Genomic DNA, 15148 nt, shown 5'->3' with positions numbered 1-15148 from the left:
GTACGTACGGCTACCGCGGCAGCGGCCGACCTGGCTTGCCCGCTCTCCGGCGGGATCACAGTTGCGGGACAGCGCCGGTTTCCCACCGACTTCCACCGCGTGCCTCGGGTGTCCGGCGCAGGTGGCCGGGACATCTCGAGGGTAGCCGACCGCACGGCCGGCCCTGACACGGCGACGCGAACGGCCCGCTGATCCCGCTGTGGGGCACGGCCCGGTCGGGTAGAACGGGACCACCGACCCGAGGAGCCCCGATGTCCGAGCCGTCCCCCGCCCCCTGGCCCCGACTCCGCCTGGACGACTGGGCCGCCACCCGCGACACGCTGCACATGTGGACGCAGATCGTCGGAAAGGCCCGGATGGCACAGTCGCCGCTGGTCAACCACTGGTGGCACTCCACCCTCTATGTGTCCGCGCGGGGCCTGACCACGGGCACGTTCCCGGCGGGGTCCGGAATGGTCGACGTGGAGTTGGACCTGGTCGACCATCGGCTCCTCGCGCGGTCGAGCAACGGCGGCCACCGCGGGTTCGCGCTCGAGGGCCAGTCCGTGGCGCGCTTCTACCAGCAGACGCTGGAGGTGCTCGCCGCGCTCGGTGTGGACCCGGTGTTCCAGCCGTCGCCCAACGAGGTCGACCCGGCTGTCCCGTTCGCCGAGGACACCGCCGCCCGGGAGTACTCCCGCGACGCCGCGCACCTGTTCTGGCAGCAGCTCGTCCGCGTGGACCGCGTCCTGGGGGAATTCCGCGCGCGGTTCGCGGGCAAGGTCTCGCCGGTGCACTTCTACTGGGGCTCGATGGACATGGCGTGCACCCGCTTCTCGGGCCGCTCGGCGCCTCCGCATCCCGGGGGCGCGCCGAACTGCGCGGACTGGGTGATGGTCGAGGCCTACGACCGGGAGCTCAGCAGCTGCGGGTTCTGGCCCGGTGGCGGGGACGAGGGCGCGTTCTACGCCTACGCCTACCCGACCCCGGAGGGCTTCGACGAGCGGCCGGTCAGCGTGGGCGAGCACAGCACCGAGCTCGGCGAGTTCGTGCTCCCGTACGAGGTGGCGGCCGAATCCGACGACCCCGAGGCCACCGTTCTGACGTTTCTGCAGCAGACCTACGAGGCCGCCGCCGACCTGGCCGGGTGGGACCGTGCGGCGCTCGAGGTCGACCCCGGGCGGCTCGACGCGCACCGGTACCGGCGCGGGCAGGATGGTCCGTGACACGTTCGAAGCAGGAAAGGACCACGAGATGATGACGACGAGCTCTTCCGACGAGGGCGCTCACTCCCAGGATCTCCGCGAGCAGGGTTTCGCGACCAGGCGCGAGGTGATGAGCGACGAGTTCGTCGACCGCGCCATGGGCCGGGCGACCGGGACCGCCTCGGAGGCCATCCAATACGTGGTGACCGAGAACGTGTGGGGCAACATCTGGAACCGGCCCGGGCTCGGGTGGCGGGACCGCAGCCTGCTCAACATCGGGATGCTGGTGGCGTTGCGCGCGAACGCCGAGCTGGCCGGGCACGTGCGTGGTGGGCTCACCAACGGGCTCACGCGCGAGGAGATCACCGAGGCCGTCATCCACGCCTCGGGGTATTGCGGGGCGCCGGCCGCGTTGTCGGCCATGAAGACCGTCCAGGAGGTCTTCGACGCCCTCGACGCCGGGTAGTCTCGGGGCACCCAGGTGACGCCGCGCACTCCCCAACGCTAAGGAGCCCCGCCCATGCTGAGCACGATGATGCCCGAGCAGCTGACCATCAGCACGATCCTGCAGTTCGGCGCGACCGTCCACAAGGACGCCGTCGTCACCACGTGGACCGATTCCGGGCCGCGCAAGGTCACCTTCGGCGACATCGGTGCGCGGTCGGCGCAGCTGGCCAACGCACTGCGTTCGCTCGGGGTCGACGGCGACCAGCGCGTGGCGACGTTCCAGTGGAACAATTCCGAGCACCTGGAGGCCTACCTCGCGGTGCCGTCGATGGGCGCGGTCCTACACCCGCTGAACATCCGGCTGTTCCCGGACCAGCTCGAGTTCGTGGCCAACCACGCCGAGGACAAGGTCGTGATCGTCGACCCGACGCTGGTCCCGCTGCTCCAGCCGCTCCTGCCGAAGTTCTCCACGGTCGAGCACGTGATCGTCACCGGTGGCGCCGCCGCGACGCTCGAGGCCCCTGAGGGCGTGCAGGTCCACGACTACGAGGCGCTTCTCGCCGCGCAGCCCACCGAATTCGACTGGCCCGAGGTGGACGAGAACACGGGTGCCGCGATGTGTTACACCTCGGGCACCACCGGCGACCCGAAGGGCGTCGTCTACTCGCACCGCTCGATCTACCTGCACTCGATGCAGGTCTGCATGTCCGACGGCATGAACATCTCGCTCGACGACAACGTGCTGGCGATCGTGCCGATGTTCCACGCCATGTCCTGGGGCCTGCCATACGCCGCGTTCCTGGTGGGCGCCTCGCTGCTCATGCCCGAGCGCTTCCTGCAGCCCGAGCCGCTGGCCGCGATGATCGCCAGCGAGAAGCCGACCCTCGCCGCCGCCGTGCCGACCATCTGGCAGGCCGTCGACGCGTACTCGGTCGACCACCCGATCGACATGTCGAGCTTCCGGTCGGTGGTCGTGGGCGGCAGTTCCTGCCCGCCCGAGCTGATCCGCAAGTTCCGTGACAAGTACGGGATCAACATCACCCACGCCTGGGGCATGACCGAGACGTCCCCCATCGGCACGCTCTCCCGGCCCAAGGCGGACCTGCCCGAGGAGAAGCAGTTCGAGCTGCGTCAGACCCAGGGGCGGCTGCTCGCGGGCGTCAAGGCCCGGATCGTCGACGACGCGGGTAACACGCTGCCCTGGGACGGCGAGTCCGTGGGCGAGCTCGAGGTGCGCGGCCCGTGGATCACCGGCAGCTACTACAAGGTGGACGCCTCGGACTCCTTCGACGACGGCTGGCTGCGCACCGGCGACGTGGGCTACATCAAGCCGGAGGCGTTCCTGCAGCTCACCGACCGCGCCAAGGACATCATCAAGTCCGGCGGCGAGTGGATCTCGTCGGTCGAGGTGGAGAACTACCTGCTCGAGCACCCGTCCGTCGCCGAGGCGGCCGTGATCGGCGTGCCCGACCCCAAGTGGGACGAGCGGCCGCTGGCCACCGTCGTCATCAAGGAGGGCCTGGCCGACCCGGACGTCGAGGAGCTGCGCGCCCACCTCGCCGAGCGCATGGCCAAGTGGCAGGTGCCCGAGCGCTTCGCCTTTGTCGACGAGATCCCCAAGACCTCTGTCGGCAAACTCGACAAGAAGCGCATCCGCTCCTCGCACGCCGACGGCGACCTGACCGTAGTCAACGCCCTGGAGAAGTAGCCGAGCCCTCGCCGAGAGCGTCCTGCGCACCCATCTGATCAGGGTGGATGCGCGGGACGCTTGTGGCGTCTATGGGCCGAAGGATCCTGGATATCCGGCGGCGACGGCCGAGTTCGCCCAAGGGTAAGAGTTATCCTTGGGGCTTCTCTGATGTCGCCGAGCTCGTGGCGAACAACATCGCGATCCTGAAGAGTGCCGACGGGATCCTTGCGGAGAAGCCAGGTCTCGAGGCGAGCGACATCGTGGATCTGCATTCGGCGTTGTTTCCCGGTGGGCCGACCAGAGGTTTCAGGTCGACGCAGAATTGGATCGGAGGGTCGGACTGGCACCCGCTTGACGCGGAATTCGTGCCACCCCCAGCTGACGCCGTCCCCGCCCTGATGGACGATCTCGTCGCCTATGCCGACGGAGCCACTCATGGGCCCTTGATCCAGGCTGCGCTCGTCCACGCACAGTTCGAGACGATCCACCCGTTCTGGGATGGCAACGGGAGAATCGGGAGGGCTCTGATTCATGCGACCCTCCGACGTAGGGGTCTCACCCTGGCCCCGGTCCTGCCCATCAGCATGATCCTCCACACCTGGTCGGATCACTATGTCGGTGGACTCACGGCATTCCGGGCGGCGCCCGGAGACAGGGAAGCCCTGCGCGCCGGAGTGGCGACATGGATTGCGACATTCACGGCGGCATCTGATGCCGCCGTCGACCAGGCTGAGCGGATCGCTCGTGACATCGCGGAACTCCGAGAGGACTGGGCCGAGAGAATCGGCGGGCACAGGGCCCGATTGGGGCTGCGTCCGACGCCTCGGGCGGATTCGATCGATACCGCGATCATCGACGGCCTGCCAGAGCATCCGGTACTGACGCCGAAGGTCGCGGCACAGCTGTACGGCACCTCGGAGAACTCTGCCCGCAAAGCGCTGGATCTTCTGGTGGAGGCCGGCGTTGTGCGGACGAAGTCGATCGGACGACGGACGAACGGGTATCTGGCGCGAGAGGTGCTCGATCTCGTGGCCGTGGCGGAGCGTCGACTCGCGAGTACCCGGATGGATACCCGTCTCGCCGCTCCCACCGGATTCGCAGTGCCGGCGCATCCCGGGTCGAGCTGAGTGGCCAAGCGCGGGAGCGGGCCGCTCGCCCTGCGGAAAGCTCTCTGACCTGGGCTGCCCTGAACGCCTCGTGCAGGGCACCCGAGGTCAGCGGCATGAGAGCAGGCCGGGGCTCAGTTCGCGCGGGCCCGGCTGCGGTCCAGCGGCCGCAGGTCGACGGGCAGCCCGTCGGCCGGGTACGGCAGCGAGTCGTTGCGCATCGGCGGGGTGTAGTCGAGCGGTACCGACCACTCGAAGTGCCGCAGCAGCGCGCTGAGTACGAGCTTGGACTCCATGTTCGCGAAGATCATGCCGAGGCACTTGTGCACCCCGCCGCCGAACGGCTCCCAGGCGAAGCGGTGCGACTTGTCCTCGCGGCGCTCGTCCGAGAAGCGTTCCGGGTCGAAGATCTCCGGGTCGCTCCAGTATTCGGGCAGGTGATGCGAGAGCATCGGCATCACGGCGACGAGCTGGCCCGCCGGGATGCGGACGCCCAGCACCTCGGTGTCCTTGACGGTCCTGCGGGCCAGTACCGGCACGGGCGGGTGCAGCCGCAGCGCCTCCTTCATGACCAGATCCAGGTCCGCCACCTTCTCGATCTCGGCCATCGTCGGGTTCGGTCCCAGCTCCAGACACTGCTGACGACAGCGTTCCTGCCACTGGGGGTCGCGCCCGAGTTCGTACACCATCGACGTGACCGTGCTCGTGGTGGTGTCGTGCGCGGCCATGAGGAGGAAGATCATCTGGTTGATGATGTCGTCGTCGTCGATCCCGCCGGAGGCGTCCGCGACCTGGCACAACGCCGAGAACAGGTCCTCGCCCGGATTCGCGCGGCGCGCGGGGAGGTGTCGGCGGAGGAAGTCCTCGAGAAGACGACGACCACGCGTCGCGCGGCCCCACTTGGTGAAGGGCATCGGCTTGTTGATGCGGAGCCAGCCGTTGGCGGCCAGCACGCAGTCGACAAAGGCCTCGTTTACGCGCTCGAGCTCGCCGGGCTCGGCCAGTTCCGCGCCGCCCATGAACACATCTGTCGCGAGATCCAGCGTGTGTGACTTCAGGGCGGGATAGATCTGGAAGTCGGCGTCTGGTTGCCAGGCCGAGATGCCGCTCTCGACCAGCGGTGCGAGAGTACGGGCATAGCCTTCGAGACGGGGCCGGACGAACGCCTCCTGCATGAGTTGCCGGTAGTGCTTGTGCTCGTCGAAATCCAGCAGCATCAGGCCGCGGTCGAAGAACGGGCCGACGAGGTAGCCCCAGCCCGGGCCGTTCGCGAACGCCTTCTCGGGGTTCTGCAGCGCGATCTGGCAGGCGTCGGGGCCGAGCAATGCCGTCCAGGTCCGTCCGAGGAAGTTGAGCTCGGACACGGGGCCGTACTGGCGGTACCTGCGGAACATGGTGGACAGGGGGCTGTCGACGTACTCGAGCGTCTGGCCCACCACCGGCAGGTACGACGCCAGCGGGGCGGCGGGGGGCTGGTAGATCTTCTCGCGCGGATCGACGGCGATCGACATAGGGCACCTCGTTGTCGGATGACCCCAGTGTGTGACGGCGTTCACAAGCGTGTCAACGGAATGGCGAAACTAACTGGACAACGGTCCGAATTGCGCGGTACTCAGACCCGCTGCTCGCTGCGGTCGCCGCCCCACAGGGTGTGGAAGTCGCCTTCCATGTCGACTCGCCGGTAGGTGTGGGCGCCGAAGTAGTCCCGCAGGCCCTGGGTGAGCGCGGCCGGGAGCCGTTCGGCGCGCAGCGCGTCGTAGTACGACAACGACGACGAGAACGCCGGCACCGGGACCCCCATGAGCGTCGCGGTGGACACCACACGCCGCCAACTGTCGACAGCGTCCTCGACAGCCGTGCGGAAGTAGGGTGCCAGGAGCAGGCTCGGCAGGTCGGGATCCTCGGCGTACGCCTCCTTGATCCGGTCCAGGAACGTGGCGCGGATGATGCAGCCGCCCCGCCAGATCGTCGCCAGGTCACCGGGGGCGATGTTCCAGCCGTACTCGAGGCTGCCGGCCACGATCTGGTCGAAGCCCTGCGCGTAGGCCACCACCTTCGAGGCGTACAGCGCCTGGTTGATCGCGGCGATGAACTCAGCCGTGTCCGCCGGAGCCGCGACGGTGGCGCCGCCCTGCAGTTCGCGTGCCCGCTCGCGCTGGTCGGTCGCACTGGACAGTGCCCGGGCGAACACCGCCTCGGCGATGCCGGTCGTGGGCACCCCCAGGTCGAGGGCCGACTTCACGGTCCACCGCCCGGTGCCCTTCTGGCCGGCGGAGTCGACGATCACCTCGACCAGGGGCCTGCCGGTTCGGGCGTCGACCTGGCCGAGGACCTCGGCGGTGATCTCCACGAGGTAGCTTTCCAGGTCTCCGGAGTTCCACTGCCGGAAGACCTCGCCGACCTCGGCGATCGGCATGCCCAGCGCGGTACGCATGAGGTCGAAGGCCTCGCCGATGAGCTGCATGTCGGCGTACTCGATGCCGTTGTGGACCATCTTGACGAAGTGCCCGGAGCCGTCTGGGCCGACGTGGGTGCAGCAGGGCTCGCCGTCGACGTGCGCGGAGATCGACTCCAGAAGCGGGCCGAGATGCCGGTACGACTCGGCAGGCCCGCCCGGCATGATCGACGGACCGTTGAGCGCACCCTCCTCGCCGCCGGAGATGCCGGCGCCCACGAAGTGCAGCCCCCGCTCGCGCATCGCGGCCTCGCGGCGGATGGTGTCGGTGTAAAGAGAGTTCCCGCCGTCGATGATGATGTCGCCGGCGTCCATGTTGTCGGCGAGCTCGTTGATCACGGCGTCGGTGGCGGCTCCGGCCTGGACCATGATCAGGACGCGGCGCGGGGTCTGCAGTGCGTCGAGGAACTGTTCGATCGTGCCGGCCGGCACGAAGTCGCCTTCGTGGCCGTAGGTGTCGATGAGCGCGTCGGTCTTGGCGCGCGAGCGGTTGTGTACCGCCACGGTGTGGCCGTGACGCGCGAAGTTGCGGGCGATGTTGGATCCCATCACCGCCAGTCCGGTGACGCCGATGTGGGCGCGGCCTGTGGAGTCGTTCATATGTCCTCGTTGGTCTCGTGGTGGGTCTGATCGTGGATGTGATGTGTGATCGCGGGGGGTGCGGTCGTGAGTTCTAGGCGGCGGTGCGGGCTCGTCGCAGCGCTGCGACGAGCCCGTCGCTGGAGCTGTCGCCGGTCGTGCCGGACGTGGCGCCGGCCAGCGCGTCGCCGAACTCGAGTGCTGACGCCTTGCCGAGTTCGACCCCCCACTGGTCGAAGGAGTTGATGTCCCAGATGACGCCCTGGACGAACACCTGGTGCTCGTAGAGGGCGATGAGCTGGCCGAGGGTCGAGGGGGTCAGGCGCGGGGCGACGATCGTGGTGGACGGCTGGTCGCCGGGCATGGTCTTGTGGCCGATGAGGTCGGCAGGGGTGCCGTCGCGTGCCACATCTGCGGCGGAGCGGCCGAACGCCATCACCTTGGACTGGGCGAGCATGTTGGCCAGCAGCACGTCGTGCATGGTCCCCTGCCCGCCGAGGGACGGCAGGTCGTCGGTGGGTTGTGCGAAGCCGATGAAGTCGACCGGGGTGAGCCGGGTGCCCTGGTGGAGGAGCTGGTGGAAGGCGTGCTGGCCGTTGGTTCCGGGCTCGCCCCAGATGATCTCGCCGGTGCCCACCGCCACGGGGCGACCGTCGGTGTGGACCGATTTGCCGTTGGATTCCATGGACAGTTGTTGCAGGTAGGCGGGTAGTCGCGCGAGATCGTGGGAGTACGGCAGCACGGCGCGGGAGTCGGCGCCGTAGAAGCTGGAGTACCAGACCCCCAACAGGCCCAGCAGGATGGGCGCGTTGGCGTGCGCGGGCGCGGCGAGGAAATGTTCGTCGATGCTGCGCATGCCGGCGAGGAACTCGGCGAACCGCTCGGAGCCGATCGCGAACATGAGGCTCAGGCCCACCGCGGAGCCGACGGAGTAGCGGCCGCCCACCCAGTCCCAGAAGCCGAACACGTTGTCCGCGGGGATGCCGAATTCGGCGGCGCGTTCGGTGTTCGCGGAGACCGCCACGAAGTGGCGGGGGACCGCGTCGGCGCCGAGGGCGCCTGTGATCCAGGCCCTGGCCACCGCGGCATTGGTCATGGTCTCCAGGGTGGTGAAGGTTTTGGAGACGACGACGACGAGGGTGCTGGCCGGGTCGAGATCGGCGAGCACGGAGGTCAGGTCTGCCGGGTCGACGTTCGAGACGAAGCGCACCTGCGGGCCGTCGCAGTGATGCCGCAGGGCCCGCGTGGCCATGGCCGGGCCGAGATCCGAGCCGCCGATCCCGATGTTGATCACGGTGCGGATGGGGTGGCCTGTCGCCCCGGTCCATTCGCCGGAGCGGACCCTGTCGGTGATGTCGGCCATCCGCCCGAGGACCTCGTGGACGTCGGTGGTCACGTTCCGGCCGTCCACGACGAGTTCGTGATCGGCGGGCAGTCGCAGCGCGGTGTGCAGGACCGGCCTGTTTTCGGTGGTGTTGATTCGGGCCCCGGCGAACATGGCGTCGCGACGTGCCTCGACGCCGCGCTCGCGGGCGAGGGCGAGCAGTAGAGACAGGGTTTCTCGGGTGATGAGGTGTTTGCTGTAGTCGATGTACAGACTCGCCGCGGCCACGGTGAGGTCCGATCCGCGGGCGGGATCGGCAGCGAAGAGGTCGGTCAGGCTCCGGGAGCGCGCGTCGTCCTGGTGGTCGGCGAGGGCTTTCCAGGAGGGGCCGTGCTGAGGGGAGGTCGGCATGGTTCGGGTCCCTTTCATCCGAGCGCGCGCAACCGCGGCGCGAGGTCGCGTTCGAACAGGGTGAGGAAGCGGTTCTGGTCGTGGCCGGGGGCGTGGAAGACCAGGTGATTGAGGCCGGCGTCGGTGTACTGCGTGATCTGCTCCACCGCGTCGTCGGGGTCGGAGGCGACGATCCAGCGTTTGGCGACCTGCTCGATGGGCAGCTCGTCGGCCAGCTCCTCCATCTCGCGTGAGGAGCCGACGCTGTGTTTCTGTTCCGCGGTCAGCGACAGCGGCGCCCAGAAGCGCGTGTTCTCCAATGCCTTCTCCGGGTCGGTGTCGTAGGAGATCTTGATCTCGATCATCCGGTCGATCGCGGATAGCTCCCGACCTGCCTTCTCGGCGCCGTCGTGCACGGCCGGGATGAGCTTGTCGGTGTAGAGCTCCATGCCCTTGCCGGAGGTGCAGATGAACCCGTCACCGGCGCGGCCGGCGTAGCGGGCCACGACCGGCCCGCCGGCGGCGATGTAGACCGGCACGGGTTGTTCGGGCACGTCGTACATGTAGGCGCCCTTGGTGTGGAAGTAGTCACCGTCGAATGTCACTTCCTCGCCCGTCCACAGTTCACGCATCAAGCGCACGGATTCGCGCAACCGGGCGAAGCGCTCCCGGAACTCGGGCCACTCGCCGTCGAACCCGCCGGTGGCCACTTCGTTGAGGGCCTCGCCGGTCCCGACGCCCAGCATGATGCGTCCCGGGTACAGGCACGCCATGGTCGCGAATGCCTGGGCGATCACGGCGGGGTTGTAACGGAAGGTCGGGGTCATGACGGAGGTGCCGATCTGGACCCGCTCGGTCCGTTCGCCCACCGCGGCCATCCAGGCCAGGGAGAACGGGGCGTGGCCGCCGTTGTGTCGCCACGGCTGGAAGTGGTCGGAGACGGTCACCGAGTCCATTCCGTGCGCTTCGGCGGAGACGGCGATCTCCACCAACTCGCGTGGGGCGAACTGTTCCGCCGAGGCCTTGAGTCCGAGTCGGAGCATGCGTGTCTACTCATTTCGCGTCGCTGCGGTCTGCACGAATTCGTGCATCAGAGTCTGAAATTACCAGTAAGTGTGCAAAGCGCGCCGGTGATTGCACACAATCGTTTAGAGTGGCCGCAGACGAGGCGAGAGGCGCCCGTACAGGGGGAAACGTGTCAGTCCGGCAGAGGCGCCGAGAGATAGTCCGACTGCTGCACAGGGACGGGTATGTCGAGGCCAAGAAGCTCTCCGTCGAGCTGGGGGTCGACGCATCGACGATCCGGCGCGACCTCGACGGGCTGGTGCGCGATGGTCAGGCCGAGCGCACACATGGCGGAGCCAGGCCCGTCGGCGGTGCGGCGTTCGAAGTCCCCTACGCGGTCAAGGAGTTCGAGCACCGCCGGCAGAAAGTGGCCATCGCCCGTCATGCGGCCGGGCGCGTGCACGAGGGCGACAGCGTGATCCTCGACAGCGGATCGACCACGTTCCAGGTGGCGGTGGCGCTGCGGCACGTCCCGGATCTGACCTTCATCACCAACGACCTGCGGATCGCCACCCTGCTCGCGGGGGTGCCGGGTGTCCGGCTCTTCCTCGCCGGCGGCGAGCTGCTGAACACGGTCTACACGCTGATCGGTCCGCGCGCGACGGACTTCTTCTCGGACTTCTCCGCGACCTGGGCGTTCCTCGGCGCCGATGCCGTGGACCCGGCGGCGGGGATCACCAACACCAACACCCTGGAAGTGCCGGTCAAGAGGGCCATGCTCGCCGCGTCGGCGACCTCCGTCGTCGTGGCGGACAGCACCAAGTTCGGTACTCGCACGCTGGCGAGGGTCGCCGATCTCGACGAGGTGGACGTGCTGGTCACCGACCCCGGGCTGGCCCCGGCCCGCGTCGCCGAGTACGGGGCGGCGTTCGAGATCGCGGAGCTCGACGTCTGACCCGTGCCCGCAGCCTGCTTCCGCTCTCGCCCGGCTTTCCTCCGCGGCCCGTCCTGCTGACCCCGTCCCGACCATCCACAGACGCAACCCTCGCACCGAGAGCGGCGGCACGCCGCCGCAGAAAGGTTCCCATGAACCAGAACCAGAACCCGAACCTGTCCGCACTGTCTGAAGCCGGGGTCTCCGTGTGGCTCGACGATCTGTCGCGCGACCTCATCTCCTCGGGCGAGCTGGCTGAACTGGTGGCCACTCGCTCGGTCGTCGGCGTGACCACCAATCCGTCCATCTTCCAGGCGGCGCTCAGCTCGGGAACCGCGTATGACACCCAGGTCGCAGCACTCGCCGCGGAGGGCGCTGATGTCGATACCGTGATCCGGACGACCACGACCGACGACGTCCGCGCTGCCTGTGACGTGCTCGAACCGGTGTTCGCGGTGTCGGACGAGGTCGACGGCCGGGTGTCGATCGAAGTGGACCCGCGCCTCGCCCACGACGCGGATGCCACTGTCGCGCAGGCGATCGAGCTGTGGCGGATCGTTGATCGCCCGAATCTCCTCATCAAGATTCCGGCCACCGTAGCGGGGCTGGAGGCGATCCGCCGGGTGATCGCCGAGGGGATCAGCGTCAACGTCACGCTGATCTTCTCCGTCGATCGTTACGTGCAGGTCATGCAGTCCTATCTGGAGGGGCTGTCCGCCGCCGCCGAGGCGGGCCACGACCTGGGTTCCATCCACTCGGTCGCCTCGTTCTTCGTGTCCCGGGTGGACACCGAGATCGATGCGCGGCTCGAAGAACTCGGCACCGGGGAGGCCCGCGACCTCCAGGGTAAGGCCGCCCTCGCCAACGCTCGGCTCGCGTACGCCGAGTACAGCGAGGTGTTCTCCGCCGGTGCCCGCTTCGCCGAGCTGGCCGGCAGGGGCGCCCGGCCACAGCGTCCACTGTGGGCGTCGACCGGCGTCAAGAATCCGGAGTACGACGACACCCTTTATGTGAGCGGTCTCATCACCCCAGGCACGGTCAACACCATGCCCGCGTCCACCATGGAGGCCTTCGCGGACCACGGCCGGGTCGAGAAGGACCCGGTCGTCGGTAGGGCCGAGCAGTCTGCGGAGACCTTCCGGAGCCTCGAGCGGGTCGGCGTGGATCTGGTCGAGGTGTTCGACAAGCTGGAGGCGGAGGGTGTCGCCAAGTTCGAGTCGGCATGGACCGGACTACTGCAGACAACGGCGCAACAGATCCGGGCGAACGCTGAAAACTGACACCCTGCCCAAGCGGCGCGCCCGGGCCCATGGCGGTCATCGCCTCACGTGTCAGGCGCGCTGCGCTGGCCCCGCCGCACCCCGCAACGATGACGACCACGTCCGCCACAGCCGCGACCAAGTCGGTGAGCGAGGTAGGCCGGGCGGGCCCTGGCGAGGCCGGGTCGCGGGCAGGCGCTGCTCAGGCGCGGGCGACGAGGGCGGCGATGTCGACGCCGTCGGGCAGGGCACCGTACTCGGCCGAGCGATCGGGGCCGAGCCGGGCCAGGCAGAACGCCGCCGCGACCGGCGCCGGGGCGTAGGCGAGCAGGGTCGCGGCCTGCAGTGCCAGCGCCATCGCCTCGACCAGGCGGCGGGCGATCGCGGGCGCCGCGACCGGATCGGAGGCGGCCCGGGCGATGAGGGCGCGGACATGCTCGACGTGCTGGTCGAACAGCCCGTTCCGGCCCAGCTGGGCGTCGAGTTCGGCGTCGAACGCGGTCACCGACTCGGGCTCGCGGGCCATCGCCCGCAACACGTCCAGGGCGATGACGTTGCCCGATCCCTCCCACACTGCGAGCACCGGCTGCTCCCGGTATCGGCGGGCCAATGGGAATGCCTCGGTGTATCCGTTACCGCCGAGGCACTCGAGCGACTCGTAGGCGTGGTTCGGCCCGCGCTTGCAGATCCAGTACTTGGCTACGGCGGTGGCGAGGCGGCGGAAGGGGGCGGCGTCCTCGTCGTCGTGGGCGGCGGCCAGGCGCAGTGCGGTCCAGGTCGCGGCCTCGGACTCGAGCTGCAGGTCGGCGATCACCGCGGCCATCGCAGGCTGATCGATCAGGGTGGCGTCGAACGCCGCGCGATGACGGGCGTGCCACGCCGCCTCGGCCACACCCTGGCGCATGCCGGCGGCCGCGCCGAGTACGCAGTCCAGCCGGGTGCGGCCGACCATCTCGATGATCGTGCGCACCCCGCGGCCGGGTTCGCCGACCATCCAGCCCAGTGTGCCGTCGAACTCGACCTCGGAGGAGGCGTTGGACTTGTTGCCGAGCTTGTCCTTGAGCCGCTGGACCAGGAACGGGTTGCGCTCGCCGCCCGGCAGGACGCGCGGCACGAGAAAGCAGCTCAGCCCCTCCGGGGCCTGCGCCAGCACGAGGAACGCGTCCGACTGCGGTGCGGAGCAGAACCACTTGTGGCCGCGCAGGGCGTACATGCCGGAGCCGGCGGCCGCGGCGGAGGACTCCGCGGTGACGGGCTCGGCAGTGGTGGTGTTGGCGCGCACGTCCGAGCCGCCCTGCTTCTCGGTCATGGCCATCCCGAACAGCACGCCTGACTTGGTGGCGGGATCGCGCAGTTCGGGGTCATAGACCGTCGACAGCAGCGCGGGCTCCCACTCCGCGGCGAGCTCGGGACTCATCCGCAGTGACGGCACCACCGCATGCGTCATCGACAGCGGGCAGCCGTGCCCGGCCTCGATCTGCGAGACCAGCATGAACCCGGCCGCCCGCTCGACGTTCGCGCCCACACCGGGGTCCGCCCACGCCGACGTGTGCAGGCCGCGGGAGACCGAGAACTCCATGATCCGGTGGTAGGCCGGATGGAACTCGATCTCGTCCGCGCGGTTGCCCCACCGGTCGTGCGAGTGATGCACCGGGGTGATCGTGTTGGCCAGCTCCGCATCGTGCTGGTACTGCTCGGTGCCCACGTGCCGACCGATCTCGTGGAACCACTCGGACTTCGCGCTCGGCGCGAACGCGGCCAGCGCCTCCTGCAGTGCCGGGTTGAGGGCGAACTCGTCCACCCCGACCCGCGGCGGAGCCTGGTTGAGGACCTCGTGGGTGGTGCTGTTGCGCGTCGTCGACATGTGCTGCCCCTCTACAGGCGTGAAAATCAGGACTTGAAGTACATCAACTGGTTACTGATGGCGAGCAGCGTGCCGTCGCGAGACCACAGGCGTGCCGACTCGTCGTGATAACTGCCGTGGAAGCGGTGCGCGTGGACGCTCCCGAGCACGAAATCCGTGCCCTGCGCCTCGAGTTCGTCCACCGTGGCCATGAAATAGATCGACAGCGTCACCGTCCCCGCGGGCACCGGGCGTCCGAGCCGCAGGAACGAGCGCGGGAAGAACGAATCACCCAGGGCCGTCAGGGAGAGGTGGTCGAGACCGCGTTCCGGCGAGTCGCGGATCCACATGGTCGTGGTCGACGTCGTCGTCGTCCCTTCTTCTCCCGCGACGTCGTCCCACCCACCGGTGACGAACCGCATGTCGTAGTTCCCGATCCAGCGCACCCCGCGATCCTCCGAGGCGCGCGGCAGCTTCTCCGGCGCCGGGACCTCCGGCGGGCCGGTCTCGGTCTCCGACCACGTCTCGCGGCGCAGGCCCGTCAGCGCGGTGGCGGTGGTGACCACCTCGTCGCCCTGGCGCATCTCCAGGACCCAGTGCTGGTTGGAGCGGTTCGTGCGCACGGGGCGGGCCTCGATGAGGAACTCGCCGTCGGCGACCGGGCCCGCGTAGTTCAGCGTCAGCGCCAGCGGATCGCCGTGCCGCTCGGGGTGCTGCAGAACTGCGTTGAGCATCGTCGCCGCCGTGGTGCCGCCGAACGGGCCCACCATGTTGGCCCAGGCCTCGTGGGTGCGGCCACGGAACCGGTGCTCGCCGGCGGGCGTCAGGGCGACGACCTGGTCGAGGACGTGCGTGGGGGTCTCGTCGGTGGAGGTCTCGGGCACGGTGCACCTTCCTGGCGGGCGGCGGAACGGGGCGCGGGAGGGGCGGGC

Annotated in this window: 12 protein-coding genes and 1 riboswitch; of the genes, 6 read left to right on the top strand and 6 right to left on the bottom strand. The window is 69.0% G+C overall.

Annotated elements, in window-relative coordinates:
- Positions 1-29 precede the first annotated feature (29 nt).
- Positions 30-90: riboswitch (cobalamin riboswitch) on the bottom strand.
- 161 nt (positions 91-251) lie between these two features.
- The 4 genes from K3888_RS05540 (at position 252) to K3888_RS05525 (ending at position 4448) form a co-directional block, all read left to right on the top strand.
- A complete protein-coding gene (locus tag K3888_RS05540) occupies positions 252-1205 on the top strand; it encodes a DUF5996 family protein (protein ID WP_230929250.1) in 954 nt (317 codons plus the stop codon).
- A 31-nt stretch (positions 1206-1236) separates the two neighbouring features.
- Positions 1237-1650 (top strand): carboxymuconolactone decarboxylase family protein, encoded by a 414-nt coding sequence (locus K3888_RS05535; protein WP_372459535.1) that lies wholly within the window; start codon positions 1237-1239, stop codon positions 1648-1650.
- 54 nt (positions 1651-1704) lie between these two features.
- The gene (locus tag K3888_RS05530) at positions 1705-3339 is read left to right on the top strand and encodes a long-chain fatty acid--CoA ligase (RefSeq protein WP_230929248.1); all 1635 of its coding nucleotides are present in this window, start codon (positions 1705-1707) and stop codon (positions 3337-3339) included.
- Between the two features lie 71 nt (positions 3340-3410).
- Positions 3411-4448 carry a Fic family protein gene (locus K3888_RS05525; RefSeq protein ID WP_230929247.1) on the top strand — a complete coding sequence of 346 codons (1038 nt, stop codon included), beginning with the start codon at positions 3411-3413 and terminating at the stop codon, positions 4446-4448.
- Positions 4449-4561: 113 nt separating this feature from the next.
- On the opposite strand, the gene K3888_RS05520 is transcribed toward K3888_RS05525, so the two are convergent.
- From K3888_RS05520 to fgd, 4 genes are all read right to left on the bottom strand, one after another.
- Entirely contained in the window at positions 4562-5938 is a 1377-nt protein-coding gene (locus K3888_RS05520; RefSeq protein WP_230929246.1) for a cytochrome P450, read from the bottom strand.
- Between the two features lie 101 nt (positions 5939-6039).
- Positions 6040-7482, bottom strand: a complete 1443-nt coding sequence (gene gnd / locus K3888_RS05515; protein WP_230929245.1) for an NADP-dependent phosphogluconate dehydrogenase — start codon at positions 7480-7482, stop codon at positions 6040-6042.
- A 73-nt stretch (positions 7483-7555) separates the two neighbouring features.
- A complete protein-coding gene (pgi, locus tag K3888_RS05510) occupies positions 7556-9196 on the bottom strand; it encodes a glucose-6-phosphate isomerase (RefSeq protein WP_230929244.1) in 1641 nt (546 codons plus the stop codon).
- Positions 9197-9210: 14 nt separating this feature from the next.
- On the bottom strand, positions 9211-10218 hold the full coding sequence (gene fgd / locus K3888_RS05505; RefSeq protein ID WP_230929243.1) for a glucose-6-phosphate dehydrogenase (coenzyme-F420): 1008 nt from the start codon (positions 10216-10218) through the stop codon (positions 9211-9213).
- 152 nt (positions 10219-10370) lie between these two features.
- Between fgd and K3888_RS05500 the strand changes: the two genes are divergently transcribed.
- Both K3888_RS05500 and tal read left to right on the top strand, forming a co-directional pair.
- Positions 10371-11135, top strand: a complete 765-nt coding sequence (locus K3888_RS05500) for a DeoR/GlpR family DNA-binding transcription regulator (RefSeq protein ID WP_230929242.1) — start codon at positions 10371-10373, stop codon at positions 11133-11135.
- 131 nt (positions 11136-11266) lie between these two features.
- Positions 11267-12394: a transaldolase gene (gene tal, locus K3888_RS05495; protein WP_230929241.1), complete on the top strand. Its 1128-nt coding sequence runs from the start codon at positions 11267-11269 to the stop codon at positions 12392-12394.
- A gap of 181 nt (positions 12395-12575) precedes the next feature.
- Here tal and K3888_RS05490 read toward each other — a convergent pair whose 3' ends face one another.
- Both K3888_RS05490 and K3888_RS05485 read right to left on the bottom strand, forming a co-directional pair.
- Entirely contained in the window at positions 12576-14237 is a 1662-nt protein-coding gene (locus K3888_RS05490) for an acyl-CoA dehydrogenase family protein (protein WP_230929240.1), read from the bottom strand.
- A gap of 26 nt (positions 14238-14263) precedes the next feature.
- Positions 14264-15100 (bottom strand): acyl-CoA thioesterase, encoded by an 837-nt coding sequence (locus K3888_RS05485; protein ID WP_230929239.1) that lies wholly within the window; start codon positions 15098-15100, stop codon positions 14264-14266.
- Positions 15101-15148: the final 48 nt, after the last annotated feature.

Origin of the sequence: Dietzia aurantiaca, assembly GCF_021033825.1 — a bacterium.
Classification (GTDB): domain Bacteria; phylum Actinomycetota; class Actinomycetes; order Mycobacteriales; family Mycobacteriaceae; genus Dietzia; species Dietzia aurantiaca.
Note: the sequence above shows the minus strand (reverse complement) of the source record. Positions and strands in the feature narration are given on the sequence as shown.